The sequence below is a fragment of the Arthrobacter sp. Soil764 genome, assembly GCF_001428075.1.
Lineage (GTDB): Bacteria > Actinomycetota > Actinomycetes > Actinomycetales > Micrococcaceae > Arthrobacter.
Genome location: NZ_LMSI01000006.1, coordinates 62,500 through 78,506, shown reverse-complemented (window position 1 = coordinate 78,506; position 16,007 = coordinate 62,500). Strand labels below are relative to the sequence as shown.

Genomic DNA, 16,007 nt, shown 5'->3' with positions numbered 1-16,007 from the left:
CGACCCCGCCGCGGCACGCCAAGGAAACTGGCTGTGACGGGGGTAACTCGGTTTCAACAGTATGCGTGCGCGGTTGCGTTAGATAAAGTGGCTACTTCTAACCTATATTCGTTAGTTTCAGTTAGGAATCCGCCATGCTTGACGTTCGCAGGCTCCGGCTGCTCCGGGAGTTAAGCATCCGGGGGACGCTCGCCGAGGTGGCGGAGGCACTGCAGTACAGCCCGTCGTCGGTATCGCAGCAACTGGCCCTCCTGGAGAAGGAAGTGGGCGTTGAACTGCTCCGGAAAACGGGGCGGCGGGTGCAGTTGACGCCCCAGGCGGAGGTGCTGGTGGCGCACACGGCGCAGCTGCTCGAAACCATGGAGCAGGCCGAGGCGGACCTGGCCGCCTCCCTGACCACTGTCACCGGCACGGTGCGGATCGCGGTGTTCCAGTCCGCGGCGCTGGCCCTGATGCCGGACACCCTGACCCGGATGGCCGCCGCCTATCCCGAGGTCCGCATCGAAATGATCCAGCGTGAGCCCGAGACCGCGCTGCATGAGACGTGGGCGCGCGACTTCGACCTGGTGATCGCTGAGCAGTATCCCGGGCACGCGGCGCCGCGCTATCCGGAGCTGGACCGGGTGAAGCTGACCACCGACGCCATCCGGCTGGCCGTTCCCCCGGCGTCCGACGGCGGCCCCTCCATCCGTTCACTGGCGGACACCGCGGAGCGCGCCTGGGTTATGGAACCGCGGGGTGCGGCGTCCCGCCACTGGGCGGAGCAGGCGTGCCGCAGCGCCGGCTTTGAGCCGGATGTGCGCTTTGAGACCGCCGATTTGCAGGCCCAGGCCAGGTTGATCGAGTCGGGGAACGCCGTGGCCCTGATGCCGGACCTGGTGTGGACCGGCCGCGGCACCACGGCCCAGCTGCTGGAGCTTCCCGGCACGCCGCACCGCACCATCTTCACCTCGGTCCGCCGCTCCAGCGCCCAGCGCCCCGCCATCCTGGCCGCCCGGGAGACCCTCGCTGCTGCCGCCGCCGCAGTGGCAAGGAACGACGCCGGGTGACCAGCCGCCGTCGTACAAGTACCAAGGCGTTGTGTTTCCTGCGTCACTGCGGGTGAGGGGTCGCAGGTCTAGACTGGAGCCGTTATGAATCGAACAATGTTCAAGTCCAAAATCCACCGGGCCACCGTCACGCACGCCGACCTGCACTACGTAGGCTCGGTCACCGTGGACCTTGACCTGCTCGAGGCCGCCGACATCCTGCCCGGCGAGCTGGTGTCCATCGTGGACGTCACCAACGGCGCGCGGCTTGAGACCTACACCATCGCCGGCGAGCGCGGCTCCGGCGTGATCGGAATTAACGGTGCAGCGGCGCACCTCATGCACGAGAACGACATTGTCATCCTGATTACCTACGCGCAGATGACCACCGAAGAGGCTCATGCCTACCAGCCCCGCGTGGTCCACGTGGACGCAAACAACCGGATCATCCAGCTGGGCAACGATCCCGCAGAGGGCCTCACCCCCGGGATGATGCGCCCCCCTTTCGCGCTTAACAACGCCACCCTGTAACCGGAGCGTGCGTCCCGGTCCTGTCCTCCGCTGTGCCCAAAAGGCTGATCCTTGCTAGGGGTGCTGGCGGGGTTCTTCGTGGTCTGGTGCATCATCCTGGTGGGATGGTTCGTGGGCCGGCGGAGAATCCTCGGCGATAACGCCCGCCCCGTGCTCAGCGGCCTTACGTTCTTCGTCGCCAGCCCCGCACTGCTGTTCGAGACCCTCAGCAAGGCCCGCCTGCAGGAAGTGTTCGCCGAACCGCTGCTGGTGACAGCGGTGGCCGCCATCATTACCGCCGCCGCATTCTTCGCCCTGGCCAGGTTCTGGCTGAAGCGGGCGCTCCCCGAAGCACTGATGTCCGCCATGTCCGCGTCGCTGGCGAACTCGGCAAACCTTGGTATTCCTATTGCGGTATATGTTCTGGGCGACGCAAGCTACGTGGCGCCGCTGCTGATCTTCCAGCTGGCGTTCTTCACCCCGATGTTCCTGATGATCCTTGACTCGAGCACCAGCACGCACCGCACCACCGCCCTGGGGTTCTTCCTGATGATCCTGCGGAACCCCATGATCGTAGGCTCGGGCCTGGGGCTGCTGGTGGCCGGCACCGGCTTCCAGGTTCCGGCGCTGGTCATGGAGCCCATCCACCTGATTGGCGGCGCCGCGATTCCTGCCATGCTGATTGCTTTCGGGATGAGCCTGAACGGCACCCGCCCGCTGCAGGCTTCCGCCGGCCGGCGCGTGGACACGCTGCTGGCGAGCGGCTTCAAGCTGGCAGTCCAGCCGGCCCTTGCCTATGTTTTCGCCCGCTTCGCGCTGGGGATGGACGGGCACGCACTGTTCGCGGTGGTGGTTACGTCGGCCCTGCCCACCGCCCAGAACGTGTTCGTGGCCSCCAGCCGTTACCAGACCGGGCTTACCGTGGCCAAGGACACCGTGCTGATCACCACCGTGGTGGCAGTGCCGGCAATGATCGGCGTCGCGCTGTTGCTGGCGTAAGGCGTGCTTGCAATGTGACCATAACCGCAGCTTGGAGGGCTGATGAACACTGTTCTTGACACCGTGGTGATCGGCGGCGGCGCCATGGGCTCGGCCGCCGCATGGGCGCTGTCCCGCCGGGGCCGGCAGGTGACGCTGGTGGAGCAGTTCGGTCCCGGGCACAAGATCGGCGCGTCCCACGGGGCAACCCGGAACCTGAACCCCGGCTACCACCGGCCGGAGTACGTGGCCATGCTGGCCGAGGGGCTGGCGCTGTGGGATGAGCTGGAGCAGGAAAGCGGCAAGCAGCTGCTGGCGCGCACCGGCATCGTCAACCACGGCCCGGGCGGGGACCTCCGGAGAGTATCTGATGCCCTCACCGCTGCCGGGATCCGCGCCGAGTTCCTGGACCCGGCGGAGGCGCATGAACGGTGGCGCGGCATCCGCTTCGACCAGCAGGTCCTGCATATGCCCGATGGCGGCCAGCTCAACCCTGAAGCGGCGCTGCCCGCCTTCCAGCGGCTGGCCTCCGCCCGGGGCGCCGAGATCAGGCACCACACCAAACTGGTGGACTTCGAGGTGTTCGACGACGGCGTGCGGCTGACGCTCGAATCGGCTGCGGGCACCGAGGTGGTCACGGCAGCCCAGGCAGTGGTGACGGCGGGCGGCTGGACGGAGAAGCTGCTGGAGATGGCTTCCGGCAGGGTTTCCGGCAAGGACGGCGCCGCGATCCGGATTCCCCGGCTCAGGGTCACGCAGGAGCAGCCGGCGCATTTCCGGGTGGCAGATGCCGGAGCAGTGTGGCCCGGCTTCAACCACTACCCCGGCCCGGACTACCGGGGCTGGTACTCCCCCGTCTACGGCATGCAGACTCCGGGTGAGGGCATCAAGGCCGGCTGGCATGGGGTGGGCCCCGTGGTGGATCCGGACCACCGCGACTTCCGGCCCGAACCGACCCAGCTCGCAGCGCTGCAGGACTACGCGCGGCAGTGGCTGCCGGGAGTGGACCCCGATGACCTGGAGGCCATCAGCTGCACCTACACCACCACCCCTGACGAGGACTTCATCCTGGACCGCATGGGACCTGTGGTGATCGGCGCAGGATTCTCCGGCCACGGCTTCAAGTTCACACCGGTGGTGGGACGGATCCTGGCCGATCTTGCCACCGGGACCCGGCCCGCGCCGTCGATCTTCCGCGCGTCCCGCTAAGGCGGGCAGTTAGCTGGCGCGGCCCTCCGCGCTGCGCACGGATTCCTCCACGGGTTCCGCTGGACGTTCCCCAGGTTCCGCAGATTCCCCGGTCTCCGACGGTTCCGCAGATTCCGCCGTCTCGGCCTTGACCGCGGGCATGGCCAGCACCGCCGCAACGGTCAGCAGCCCGGCCACCAGCGCCGCCAGGAACACGGCACCGGACGCGGAGATAACGGTGGCGGGGTCCGCTTCGCCGCCGCTGCTGCCGCCGTAGATCGAGTTGGCCACCGCACCGAACACAGCCACGCCCAGGGCGCTGCCGATGGAGCGGGCGAACATGTTGGTGCTGGTCACCACGCCGCGCTCGTGCCAGGGCACGCTGGACTGGGCGGCGATCAGGGTGGGGGTGGCCAGCAGGCCCAGGCCGAGCCCGACGACGAAGCAGCTGATGGCGATCAGCGCCACGTTGGGTGCGCCGGAGGTCAGTGACAGGATCAGCAGGCCCACCACGGAGATGGCGATGCCGATCAGGGCCGTGGACTTGAAGCCGATCCGCAGGTAGAACTTGCCGGCCTGCGATGCGCTGAGCGGCCAGCCGAGGGTCAGGGCCGCCAGGGCCAGGCCGGCCACCAGGGGTGAGGAGGACAGTGCGCCCTCAAGGAAGGTGGGCACGTAGGAGGTCAGGCCGATCATCACGGTGCCAACCCCGAAGGACACCAGCGCGGTGGTGCCCAGCAGGCGCCGCGAGACCACCCAGGCAGGCAGGATGGGTTCGGCTGCCCGCCGCTCCACCAGGAGGAACGCGGCCAGCAGGACTGCGCCCACCGCAAAGACGCCAATACTGACGGGCGAGTTCCATGCCCAGGCCTGGCCGCCTTGCAAGGCGCCGAGGATGAGCAGGCCAAGCGAGCCGGCCAGAAGCACGGCGCCGGCGTAGTCCACCTTGTGCTTTGCCCGTTCCACGTTTTCGTGGAGGGTGCGGACCAGCATCCAGCCGGCCAGCAGGCAGAGCGGCACATTGACTAGGAAGATGCCACGCCAGATGCCCAGCGCGGAGAATACGCCGCCCAGGCTGGGGCCCACTACCGAGGAAACAGCCCACACGCTGGCCAGGTAGCCCTGGACTTTGGCGCGCTCCTGGAGGGTATAGATGTCCCCCGCGATGGTGATGGATACCGGCAGCACCGCGCCGGCACCCAGTCCCTGCAGGGCGCGGAAGGCAATCAGCGACGGCATGCTCCAGGCCAGCCCGCAGAGCACCGAGCCCAACAGGAACAGGCCAATGCCGGTCAGGATGATGGGCTTGCGGCCCGCCATGTCCGAAAGTTTCCCGTAGATGGGAACGGTGACGGCCTGCGCCAGCAGGTAGGCGGAAAAGAGCCAGGGGAAGGATGAGAAGCCGCCCACGTCCCGGACGATCGACGGCACGGCCGTGGCCACGATGGTGGAGTCGATGGCCACGAGTCCGGTGGACAGCATGAGGGCGATGAGGATGGGTCCGCGGTCGGACCGGAAGCCTACGCCTTCCTTTGCGTTCGCTTGTGCCTTCGCCATCTCAGACCCGGACCAGTCCGGCGGCCTCGGCCAGCAGTTCGACGGACCGCAGCCGCTCCTGGGTCCCCGGGCTCTGGTGCGCCACGATGAGTTCGTCGGCGTCGGCGTGCTTTCCGAAGCTGTCCAGGTAGTCGATGACCGCATCGGGCGTCCCAACCGCGGAATACGTCATCATCTGTGCCATGTGGCGTCCCTGCGGCGAATCGAGGATCATGTCCGCCTCGTCATCGGTGAATTCGCGGGTGCCTCCGCCGAAGAACAGCGAGACCCGGGCACGCTTGGTGGCCTGAAGCATCTCCTGCGCCTCTGCGGCGGAATCAGCGGCGATGACGTTCACTCCGGCGATCACGTGCGGGGCGTCCAGCTGGGCGGACGGCTTGAACTCCCGGCGGTAGATGGCCACGGCCTCCTGCAGCGCGGCGGGGGCAAAGTGTGAGGCAAAGGCGTAGGGCAGGCCCAGCTGCGCAGCCAGGCGGGCACCGAACAGGGACGAGCCCAGGATGTACAGCGGCACGTTGGTCCCCTTGCCGGGGGTGGCCTCGACGCCCTGGATGCGGGTGGGGCCGGTCAGGTAGCCCTGCAGCTCAAGGACGTCCTGCGGGAAGCTGTCGGCAGACATGGGATCGCGGCGCAGCGCGCGCATGGTGTTCTGGTCGCTGCCCGGCGCCCGGCCCAGGCCCAGGTCGATCCGGCCGGGGTGCAGGGTTTCCAGGGTGCCGAACTGCTCGGCGATGGTCAGCGGGGAGTGGTTGGGCAGCATGACGCCGCCGGCCCCGAGCCGGATGCTTTCGGTGTGCGCGGCAACGTGGGCGATCAGCACGCTGGTGGCGGAGGAGGCGATGGAGGACATGTTGTGGTGCTCCGCGTACCAGACCCGCCGGTATCCCAGCTTCTCGGCGCTCTGCGCCATGGCCACACTGCCCGCGAAGCTCTCCGCCGCCGTCTGGCCTTTGCCGATGGTTGCCAGGTCAAGGATGGAGAGGGGAAGAGTCACGTCAGGTGCCGGCCTTTCAAAAAAGTTTCGTAGGGCGCGCCGGCCGGATTACGGCGGGCACTTGAGGCATAACGACGGCGGCGCCCGGCTTATTTCTGTGATTTGCGGAATACTCAGCACACTGATGAGGTTGCCGCCCCTATGAGCCATGATTCAACGAAGCAGCTGGAACTGTCCGCAACCATTGACCTCAAGGATCTGGGAACCGTGCACCGGCTCGGTTTTGGTGCCATGCGCATCGTGGGTGACGGCGTCTGGGGCGAGCCCGCAGACCGGCAGGCCGCCCTGGCCGTGGTGCGCCGCGCCGTCGAACTCGGCGTGGATTTCATCGACACCGCCGATTCCTATGGCCCCAACATCAGCGAGGAAATCATCGCCGAGGCCCTCCACCCCTACAAGGAGGGGCTGAAGATCGCCACCAAGGTGGGCTTCACCCGCACCGGGCCCAACAAGTGGGTTCCGGTTGGCCGGCCGGAATACCTGCGCCAGCAGACCGAACTGAGCCTGCGCAAGCTGAAGGTGGACACGCTGGACCTGCTGCAGCTGCACCGGATCGATCCCAAGGTGGACGCCGAGGAGCAGTTCGGCGTGCTGCGTGAGCTGCAGGACGAGGGCAAGGTCCGCGCACTGGGCCTTTCCCAGGTGAGCGTGGCGGAGCTTGAAGCCGCCGGAAAGCACTTCACCGTGTCCACCGTGCAGAACCGTTACAACCTGACGGACCGCAGCTCGGAGGACGTGCTGCGCTACTCGGAGGAGAACGGCATCGGCTTCATCCCGTGGGCGCCGATTTCCGCGGGCGAGCTGGCACAGCCGGGAGGCCCGCTGGACGAGGCCGCCAAGCGCCTGGACGCCACCACCTCCCAGGTGGCCCTGGCCTGGCTGCTGCGCCGCTCCCCCGTCATGATGCCCATCCCCGGCACCGGCTCCGTGCAGCACCTCGAAGAGAACATGGCTGCCGCCAACATCACCCTCGACGACGACACGTACGCCGAGCTTGAAGCAGCCGGCAAGTAAAGAATTACAGACAGGAGCTACACCATGGCAAACATTCTGATGGTCGTATCGGCCGCCGATTCCCTCACCATGAAGGACGGCAGCGAACACCCCACCGGCTACTGGGCAGAGGAACTGGTGGTATCCCACCAGACCCTGACCGAGGCCGGCAACACAGTGCACATCGCAACTCCCGGCGGGAAGAAGCCCACCGTGGACCAGGTGAGCCTGGCCGCCGAGTCCGCAGGCGGCGAGGAACGCGCGCAGGGCTTCCGCGACTACCTGGAAAAGATCGACAGCGAGCTGGCGCACCCGCTGGTCCTTGCCGACGTCGACGTTGCCGCCTATGACGCCGTGGTGATGCCCGGCGGCCACGGCCCCATGGCCGACCTCTACAAGGATGCCGATCTGGGCCGTCTGCTGGTGGCAGCCAACAGGGACGGCAAGATCATTGCGCCGTTCTGCCACGGCCCGGCGGGGCTGCTGGGTGCAACGGACGACGACGGCACGTTCGCTTTCGAGGGCCGGCGCCTGACGGTCTTCACCAACGAGGAGGAGCTGGGCGGCGGGACCGGCGAGAACACCCCGTGGCTGGTTGAGGATGCGCTGAAGGAGAAGGGCGCGGTGATCGAGAACGGTGCTGCCTGGTCCTCCAACGTGGTGCGCGACGGCAACCTGATCACCGGGCAGAACCCGCAGTCCAGCGAGGACGTGGCCAAGGAAGTTCTGGCTGCCCTCAGCTGAGCGGGCGACCGTATTTAGGCAATAACAGAGGGGACCAGTTCACACTGAACCGGTCCCCTCCTTGCGGCGCACGTCATTGAGCGCCGGGCGTTTTGCCGTACGGCCGAATCAGACGGCGCAGCCCCCGTTCTTGATGGTCGGGTCGATGACTGCCATCTGAGTCTGGATATCCGCCAGCTGGGCTTGAAGGCCGGCAACTACAAGCTTCTGGGCTTCAACCGCCTCCTTGCTCGGCTTCTTCTGAGCCTGGAGATCGCGCAGTTTTCCCTGCGCCGCCGTGACCTGGGTGTCCAATGCGGTCAGCTGGCTTTGCAGGGTTGTGAGCTTCGCTTCCGCAGCCGTGATCTCGCCGTTGAGGCTGGTGAGCTGGTCCAGCAGAGGCTTCACGCGTCCCTGGAGGTCGAGAACGGCAGCCTCCTGGGTGGCGATACGGGCATTGAGCTCCGTGATCTGGGAGGCCAGGCCTTCACCCAACAGGGTGAGTGCGGCGACTTCCGCCGTCTTGTCGGTGACCGCCGTATTGGCTGCGTCCAAAGTCGCCTGGAGTCCCTTGAGCTGGTCCTGCAGGGCGGCGATGTCCGACGTCTTGGTTTCCACCGCCGTGTTGGCTGCCGTGAGCGCGTCCTGCGCCTGGGTCAGCAGGGCCGTCTTGGCATCCAAGACGGACTGCTGGTCCGCGATCTCCCGTTGCGCCTGCTCCACATTCTCCGTCAGCCCAGGGAGCTCGTCCGCCAATTCGTCCACTACTTTTTGCTGTTCGGCAACCGCGTTGACGGCTGCAGTTGCAGCGTCATTCAGGGCTGCCAACTCGCCCTGCAGAGTGGTCAGCTCCGTCTGCTTACCCTCAACGGCGGCGTAGGTATCCTTGGCCGCCGCCTGCAGGTCCGGCACCTGGGCCTGCAGTGCCTCGATATCAGCCTGCTCTGCCGTGACGGCGAGGTTCGCTGTGTCCAGCGAAGCCTGGAGAGTTGCCGCCTGCCGCTGCAGTGTACTGCTCTCCTGCTGTTTGGTAAGCAGCTGGGCGTTCAAACTATTGACCTGCGTCTGCAGCGCGTCCAAGTTGCCCTGAAGGCCAGAGATCAGGGTGTTCTTGTCGGCGATCTGGGTGTTGACACTGTCCAGCTGCAATTTCGTCGCAGCCAGCTTCGCCTCGAGTTCCTTCTTCGTTTTGCCATTGTTGTTGATCGCTGCGATCTGAGAGTTCAGGTCAGCAATCTGACCCTCCAGGGTGGCCTTGTCGGCTGTGAGCGCGGCCAGCTCGCTCTTAGCTGTTGCCAGTTGAGACTTTTTCGCGTCAATTTCTGCATTCTTGGTATCGATCTGGCTCTGCAGCTTAGCAATGTCAGCGTTGACCGCGGCGATCTTGGCAGCGTTGTCGCTGACAGCCGTCGCTGCTGCTGCCGCCTTTGCCCGCAGCGCCACCAGGGCGTCCTGGGCTGCAGTGATTTCGGCGTTCTTGGCGTCAAGGGCTTCCTTTGCCAGGGAGGCCGTGGACTTCAGGCCCGCGAGCTGGGCCTCGGCAGCGGAGATCTGGTTCTTCTTCGCGGTGACAGCGCCATTGGCCACTGCGGCGGCATCCTGCAGCCCGGCCAGCGTCTTGTTGGCGGCGTCGACCGCTGCCTGCTGGGCATCCAGTTCTGCTGTCGCGGCAGATCCTGTGGCCACAAGCTCTGCGAGCTTGGTTTCGGCGTCAATGACTGCCAGCCGCGCAGCGTTCACGTCCGCAGCCGCCTGCTCCGCCTTGGCATTCAGGGCCGACAGCTCGTCCTGGGCCCGCTGGATTTCAGCGTCCGTGGCAGCAACCTCGGCGGCTGCATCGGAGGCTGCCTGCTCCAGGGCGCCGAGCTCCGTCTTGGCGGTTTCAAGGGACTCGGTGTTCAGCGCCTGCTGCCCCTCAAGGTCAGCAAGCGTGCTCTTCAGTTTCGCGGATTCAGACTGCGCCGTTGCCAGTTCCTCCTGCAGCGGCGCCAGCTCGCTTGCAGCCTTTGCCTGCTGGCTCTGCAGGGCGGCGAGGTCAGCTTCCGCAGCGGTCACGGCAGCGCCCAGATCACCCTGCCTAGAGAGCAGCCCGTCCACCTCGGCCTGCGCAGCGTCGATGTCATTGGCAAGTTGCGTCTCCTGGGCCGTAAGGCCGTCCAGTTCCTGCTGTGCTGCCGCAACCTGGGCGGTGAGCGAATCCTTGGAGGTTTGAAGCGTCCCCTTCTCCGCCTGCAGCGCGAGGATTGCGTCCGCGTTCTTCTTGGCCGCAGCCTTCAGGAGGTTCTCCTGGACGGCACCGCGGTGCGCGAGCTGATTCACCACGCCATTGCACATGCCCGTGGTGGACGTTGTGGCAGCAACGGCGGGCTGGACCAGCACCATGCTGGTGGCGAGCAACCCCGGCAGGACCACAGCAGCCGCAAGACGGCGGGTAAGAACAGACTTGGACGGGGAAGTACGCATGCGAGCTCCTGAAAAGACCAATGGAACGGCACCACTCTGGCCGCTTGATGGCTCAACCGTAAGTTCCGGCACCGGGGGAGAACACGCGTAATCACCACCTGTCTTTCTTCCCCGAGTACTCGTTTTCTGATGAATTTGTGACGGACCGCCACTTGGAGATCCACCGGCCCCGGCCCAGCCAAATATGACCGCCGCGGTCCTCCGGTTAACCGCCGTTACTCCCTGTATCCCAGGGTTTCGGACGCTTTGATTCCCGTTCCGGGGCTGCCGGATAGTTGCTGCAACGCGCACATTCCGTTGCATCCCCGCCACCCTTCCAAGGAGGAACCATGGCCTTCAAACCCAAGCCGGCCGCCGTCGTTGCCCTGGCCGTCTCAGCGCTGCTGGGACTGGCTGCCTGCTCCGATCCCGGCGCCTCGGCGGCGACAGCACCGTCGTCGTCCGCCACCAACTCCAGCGGCAAGACCTTCAACCTGTCTCCTCAGCAGGACCGCGTCAAGGTCACCAAGGACGACGCCGCAGCGGCCCTGGTGCCGGAGGCCATCAGGGCCGACGGCAAGCTCACGGTGGTGACCACCGGCGGCACGGCCCCGCTCAGCCTGTTCGCCACGGACAACAAAACCCTGATCGGCAGCGAGGTGGACATCGCCTACGCGATGGGCGGGGCGCTGGGCCTCGACGTGGAGGTCCTGCCCGTGGCGTGGGCCGACTGGCCGCTGGGCATCGAATCGTCCAAGTACGAGGCCGTCCTTTCCAACGTGACCGTCACCGAAGCGCGGAAGGAAAAGTTCGATTTCGCCACCTACCGCAACGACCTGCTGGGCTTCTATGCCAAGAACGGTTCCAGCATCGGGGAGATCAAGGAAGCCAAGGACGTGGCCGGCCGGAAGATCATCGTGGGCTCCGGCACCAACCAGGAAGCCATTTTGGTGCGCTGGGACGAGGAGAACAGGAAGAACGGTTTGGCGCCGGTGGAGTTCCAGTATTACGACGACGACTCCGCCTCGAGCCTGGCCCTTCAGTCAGGCCGTGCGGACCTGACGTTCGGGCCCAACGCGGCTGCCGCCTACAAGGCGGCGCAGGACGGGAAGACGAAGCAGGTGGGCACGCTGAACGGCGGCTGGCCGCTGACCGCACAGATCGCCTTCACCACCAAGAAGGGCAACGGCCTGGCGGTCGCCGCGCAGGCCGCACTCAACCACCTGATCGAGGACGGCACGTATGCCAAAATCCTGGACCGCTGGGGCCTCTCTTCGGAGGCCATCCAGAAGTCCGAGCTGAACCCGGCGGGCCTGCCTAAGAAGTAGGCACCTGCCGACGAATGGATCCCCGCCTCACTTCGGTAAGGCGGGGATCCTTCTGCGTCAGCGCGGGTGCGGCTCCACTGCCCACGCCAGCCGGTGCAGGAACGTGGCGGTCCTGCACCGGACCCCCATCCAGAGGGCCGACAGCCGCGAAGGCTTGGCAACGATTTCGCGGGCGTTGGGCTGGGCGCTCCAGCCTCTCCCGGCGGCACCCACAAATAACAGGGCCATGAGGCTTGCGCTTTCCATCTATCTCCAAAGCTGTACAGACAAAATCCAGATGCACAAGCAAGGTGCCCTGCTGGAGAAGGCTTCAAACAAAAATCAACAGCCGACTGCCCGGCCCGCCCGGAAGTGCGCTCCCGCCCGGTTAGGCAATAGTCTGGCCAGATGGGGACCAGTGCCGTGAACTCCGGCGAACAGACTGACAGACAGACGCGCATTCTCGAAGCGGCGATGGATCTGCTGTCCCGGCACGGCATTTCCGGTGTGAGCATGCGGGCCGTGGCACGGGAAGCCGGCGTGGCGCTGGGCCTGGTCAACTACTACTACGACGACAAGACCACCCTGATCCGGGCAGCCCTGCACCGGGTGGATGAGCATGACCTCCTGCTCGTTGCCCCGGACCCGTCGTCGCCCCCGGACGAACAGCTGCGCAAGGCCCTCCGGCGCGTGGCCGCCACCGACCTGCTGACCACCCGCTACCTGTCCCTGCGCCTGCACCTCTGGGCCCTCGCCCAGGCGGACGAGGACTACGCACAGATCAACGCCGCCGCCTTCGACCGGTACATCGACGGGCTCGCAGCACTGGTGTCCAGCGCCAAACCCGACCTGTCATGGGAGGCCTGCAGGGAGCGGGCAGCGGACATCGTGGTCATCCAGAACGGCATGTGGCTGACGGCGCTGCTCGGCGTGGACAAGGCCTCCATCCAGCGAAGCATCGAGCGTACGGAGCAGATCGCCTTCGCCTAAAAAACAGCTGCCGCGAGGCAACGGTAGCCTCATGAAAGTCATTGAACAAGTGTTCAAGAAATGTATTGAACACTCGTTCAACGTGCGTTACTGTCCTTCCTATGACTTACGCCACACCGGTTCGGGATTCAGCCCCAACCGAAGAAACTGAGACAGCTTCTTCCCTGTTCATCAACGGCGTTTGGGAGCCGGCCGCATCCGGCGCCGTGCGCCGGATCCACAACCCGGCAGACGGCGAGCTGGTGGCCACGGTCTCCGAGGCCGGCCGCGAAGACGCCGAACGCGCCATTGCAGCGGCCCGCGCCGCCTTCGACTCCGGCGTCTGGTCCTCCGTCCCGGCACCCGAGCGCGGGTCCTTCCTCCTGAAGGTCGCGGCAGGACTTCGCGAACGCCGGGAAAAGTTCGCCCGGGCCGAGTCCCTGGACACCGGCAAGCGGATGGTCGAAAGCCGCATCGACATGGACGACATCGCCGCCTGCTTTGAATACTTCGGCAGACTGGCAGGGCAGCAGGCCGGCCGGGTGGTGGATGCAGGGGACCCTGGCGTCGTGAGCAGGATCGTCTACGAACCCGTGGGCGTCTGCGGCCTGATCACGCCGTGGAACTACCCCCTGCTTCAGGCGGCATGGAAGATCGCCCCCGCTCTGGCCGCCGGGTGCACCTTCGTCCTCAAGCCCTCCGAGCTGACGCCGTCCACCAGCATCCTGGCCATGCAGCTGCTGCAGGACCTCGGCCTGCCGGACGGGGTGGCCAACCTCGTCACCGGCCCCGGCGCCCAGGCGGGTGCACCGCTCTCTGAACATCCCGACGTCGACCTCGTCTCCTTCACGGGCGGCCTGGAAACCGGCAAGCGCATCGCCGCTGCGGCCGCCGGCACCGTCAAGAAGGTGGCGCTGGAGCTGGGCGGCAAGAACCCCAACGTGGTGTTCGCGGACGCCGACTTCGACGCCGCCGTGGACAACGCCCTCAACGGCGCCTTCGTCCATTCCGGCCAGGTCTGCTCAGCCGGCGCCCGGCTGCTGGTGGAGGAATCCATCGCCGAACGCTTCGTGGCCGAGCTGGTCCGGCGCGCTGAGGCAATCCGGCTCGGCGGCCCCTTCGATGACGCCGCCGAAACCGGCCCGCTCATCTCTGCCGCCCACCGCGACAAGGTGCACGCCTACGTCCAGCGCGGCATCCAGGAAGGCGCGCGGCTCCGGACCGGCGGCGCGGCACCTTCGGAAGAGAAGTACGACGCCGGGTTCTACTACCAGCCCACCATCCTGGACCAGGTGCAGCGCGGCATGTCCTTGGTCACCGACGAGGCATTCGGCCCCGTGGTCACCGTGGAAACCTTCCGCACTGAAGACGAGGCAGTGGCCACCGCCAACGACACCATCTACGGGCTGGCCGGGGCGGTGTGGACGCAGGACGCCGGGAAGGCCCAGCGCGTGGCGAACCGGCTGCGGCACGGCACCATCTGGATCAACGACTACCACCCCTACCTGCCGCAGGCCGAGTGGGGCGGGTTCGGCCAGTCCGGCGTGGGCCGCGAGCTGGGGCCTACCGGCCTGGCGGAGTACCAGGAAGCCAAGCACATCTACCAGAACACCAACCCCCAGGTGACCGGCTGGTTCGCTGACCACGGCAAGGAGAACTAGATGCACGTCGACAACATCGAGGACCTCAGCGGGCGCTCGTTCGATTACATCGTCATCGGCGGCGGATCCGCCGGCGCCGCAGTGGCCGCACGCCTGAGCGAGGACCCGGACGTCACCGTGGCCCTGGTGGAAGCTGGCCCGGATGACCGCAACATCCCCGAAATCCTGCAGCTGGACCGCTGGATGGAGCTGCTGGAATCCGGCTACGACTGGGACTACCCGGTGGAACCGCAGGAAAACGGCAACTCCTTCATGCGCCACGCCCGCGCCAAGGTCATGGGCGGCTGCTCCAGCCACAACTCCTGCATCGCCTTCTGGGCGCCGCGGGAGGACCTGGACGAGTGGGAGTCCAAGTACGGCATTACCGGCTGGAATGCCGACGCGGCCTGGCCGCTGTACAGGCGGCTGGAAACCAACGAGGACGCCGGCCCGGACGCACCCCATCACGGGGACTCCGGCCCCGTGCACCTGATGAACGTGCCCCCGGTGGATCCTGCCGGCGTCGCGCTCCTGGATGCCTGCGAGCAGGCCGGGATTCCCCGCGCCAGGTTCAACACCGGCGCCACGGTGGTCAACGGTGCCAACTTCTTCCAGATCAACCGCCGGGCGGACGGCACGCGAGCCTCCAGCTCCGTGTCCTACATCCACCCGATCATGGAACGCGAAAACTTCACCCTGCTGACCGGCCTCCGCGCCCGCCAGCTGGTGTTCGATCCGGACAAGCGCTGCACCGGCGTGGACGTGGTTGACTCCGCGTTCGGCCGCACCCACCGGCTCACCGCGCGCCAGGAGGTCATCCTGTCCACCGGCGCCATCGACTCCCCCAAGCTGCTCATGCTCTCCGGGATCGGCCCGGCGGCCCACCTGGCCCAGCACGGCATCGAGGTCCTGGTGGACTCCCCCGGCGTGGGCGAGCACCTGCAGGACCACCCCGAAGGCGTGGTCCAGTTCGAGGCCAAACAGCCCATGGTGCAGACCTCAACGCAGTGGTGGGAGATCGGGATCTTCACCCCCACCGAAGACGGCCTGGACCGCCCCGACCTGATGATGCACTACGGTTCCGTCCCGTTCGACATGAACACCCTCCGGCACGGCTACCCCACCACGGAGAACGGCTTCAGCCTCACCCCGAACGTCACCCACGCCCGCTCCCGCGGCACCGTCCGGCTGCGCAGCCGCGACTTCCGCGACAAGCCCATGGTGGACCCCCGCTACTTCACGGACCCGGAAGGCCATGACATGCGCGTCATGGTGGCCGGGATCCGGAAGGCCCGCGAAATCGCCGCCCAGCCTGCCATGGCGGAATGGACCGGCCGCGAACTCTCGCCCGGCGTCGACGCGCAGACGGACGAGGAACTCCAGGACTACATCCGCAAGACCCACAACACCGTCTACCACCCCGTAGGCACCGTCCGCATGGGCCCGGCCGACGACGACATGTCGCCGCTGGACCCCCAGCTGCGGGTCAAGGGCGTCACCGGCCTCCGCGTCGCCGATGCGTCCGTCATGCCCGAACACATCACCGTCAACCCCAACATCACCGTCATGATGATCGGCGAGCGCTGCGCCGATCTGATCCGTGCAGCCCATACCGGATGCGCTGCAACTGAAGAAGCGGAGCTCAGCCCCTCCTTCGCCTGAGACCAGGCAACCACCA

14 protein-coding genes are annotated in these 16,007 nt (G+C 66.6%); 10 read left to right on the top strand and 4 right to left on the bottom strand.

Going from position 1 to position 16,007, the window contains the following annotated elements; translation table 11 throughout:
- Window positions 1-134 precede the first annotated feature (134 nt).
- From ASG86_RS05820 to ASG86_RS05805, 4 genes are all read left to right on the top strand, one after another.
- Window positions 135-1,049 (top strand): LysR substrate-binding domain-containing protein, encoded by a 915-nt coding sequence (locus ASG86_RS05820; RefSeq protein ID WP_056331497.1) that lies wholly within the window; start codon window positions 135-137, stop codon window positions 1,047-1,049.
- An 84-nt stretch (window positions 1,050-1,133) separates the two neighbouring features.
- Complete coding sequence (gene panD / locus ASG86_RS05815; protein WP_200946172.1) at window positions 1,134-1,559, top strand: aspartate 1-decarboxylase; 426 nt, start codon at window positions 1,134-1,136, stop codon at window positions 1,557-1,559.
- 51 nt (window positions 1,560-1,610) lie between these two features.
- The gene (locus ASG86_RS05810) at window positions 1,611-2,537 is read left to right on the top strand and encodes an AEC family transporter (protein ID WP_056331494.1); all 927 of its coding nucleotides are present in this window, start codon (window positions 1,611-1,613) and stop codon (window positions 2,535-2,537) included.
- A gap of 42 nt (window positions 2,538-2,579) precedes the next feature.
- Entirely contained in the window at window positions 2,580-3,725 is a 1,146-nt protein-coding gene (locus ASG86_RS05805; RefSeq protein ID WP_056331492.1) for an FAD-dependent oxidoreductase, read from the top strand.
- A gap of 9 nt (window positions 3,726-3,734) precedes the next feature.
- On the opposite strand, the gene ASG86_RS05800 is transcribed toward ASG86_RS05805, so the two are convergent.
- Together ASG86_RS05800 and ASG86_RS05795 are read right to left on the bottom strand one after the other, a co-directional pair.
- Window positions 3,735-5,261: an MFS transporter gene (locus ASG86_RS05800; protein WP_056331490.1), complete on the bottom strand. Its 1,527-nt coding sequence runs from the start codon at window positions 5,259-5,261 to the stop codon at window positions 3,735-3,737.
- Window position 5,262: 1 nt separating this feature from the next.
- On the bottom strand, window positions 5,263-6,255 hold the full coding sequence (locus tag ASG86_RS05795) for an LLM class flavin-dependent oxidoreductase (RefSeq protein ID WP_056331488.1): 993 nt from the start codon (window positions 6,253-6,255) through the stop codon (window positions 5,263-5,265).
- A gap of 141 nt (window positions 6,256-6,396) precedes the next feature.
- On the opposite strand from ASG86_RS05795, the gene ASG86_RS05790 reads away from it, so the two are divergent.
- Window positions 6,397-7,269 (top strand): aldo/keto reductase, encoded by an 873-nt coding sequence (locus tag ASG86_RS05790; protein WP_056331486.1) that lies wholly within the window; start codon window positions 6,397-6,399, stop codon window positions 7,267-7,269.
- A 24-nt stretch (window positions 7,270-7,293) separates the two neighbouring features.
- Window positions 7,294-7,992 (top strand): type 1 glutamine amidotransferase domain-containing protein, encoded by a 699-nt coding sequence (locus ASG86_RS05785; RefSeq protein WP_056331484.1) that lies wholly within the window; start codon window positions 7,294-7,296, stop codon window positions 7,990-7,992.
- A 108-nt stretch (window positions 7,993-8,100) separates the two neighbouring features.
- Here ASG86_RS05785 and ASG86_RS05780 read toward each other — a convergent pair whose 3' ends face one another.
- Window positions 8,101-10,434 carry a hypothetical protein gene (locus ASG86_RS05780; protein ID WP_056331482.1) on the bottom strand — a complete coding sequence of 778 codons (2,334 nt, stop codon included), beginning with the start codon at window positions 10,432-10,434 and terminating at the stop codon, window positions 8,101-8,103.
- A gap of 329 nt (window positions 10,435-10,763) precedes the next feature.
- Here ASG86_RS05780 and ASG86_RS05775 point away from each other — a divergent pair, with 329 nt between their 5' ends.
- Window positions 10,764-11,741 carry an ABC transporter substrate-binding protein gene (locus tag ASG86_RS05775; protein WP_056331480.1) on the top strand — a complete coding sequence of 326 codons (978 nt, stop codon included), beginning with the start codon at window positions 10,764-10,766 and terminating at the stop codon, window positions 11,739-11,741.
- A gap of 57 nt (window positions 11,742-11,798) precedes the next feature.
- On the opposite strand, the gene ASG86_RS20470 is transcribed toward ASG86_RS05775, so the two are convergent.
- The gene (locus ASG86_RS20470; RefSeq protein WP_156386136.1) at window positions 11,799-11,987 is read right to left on the bottom strand and encodes a hypothetical protein; all 189 of its coding nucleotides are present in this window, start codon (window positions 11,985-11,987) and stop codon (window positions 11,799-11,801) included.
- A 141-nt stretch (window positions 11,988-12,128) separates the two neighbouring features.
- Between ASG86_RS20470 and ASG86_RS05770 the strand changes: the two genes are divergently transcribed.
- The 3 genes from ASG86_RS05770 (at window position 12,129) to ASG86_RS05760 (ending at window position 15,991) form a co-directional block, all read left to right on the top strand.
- Entirely contained in the window at window positions 12,129-12,710 is a 582-nt protein-coding gene (locus ASG86_RS05770; RefSeq protein ID WP_056331478.1) for a TetR/AcrR family transcriptional regulator, read from the top strand.
- A 101-nt stretch (window positions 12,711-12,811) separates the two neighbouring features.
- Entirely contained in the window at window positions 12,812-14,350 is a 1,539-nt protein-coding gene (locus tag ASG86_RS05765; RefSeq protein ID WP_056331476.1) for an aldehyde dehydrogenase family protein, read from the top strand.
- Complete coding sequence (locus tag ASG86_RS05760; RefSeq protein WP_056331474.1) at window positions 14,351-15,991, top strand: GMC family oxidoreductase; 1,641 nt, start codon at window positions 14,351-14,353, stop codon at window positions 15,989-15,991. It begins immediately after the preceding gene.
- The last annotated feature ends 16 nt before the right edge of the window (window positions 15,992-16,007 follow it).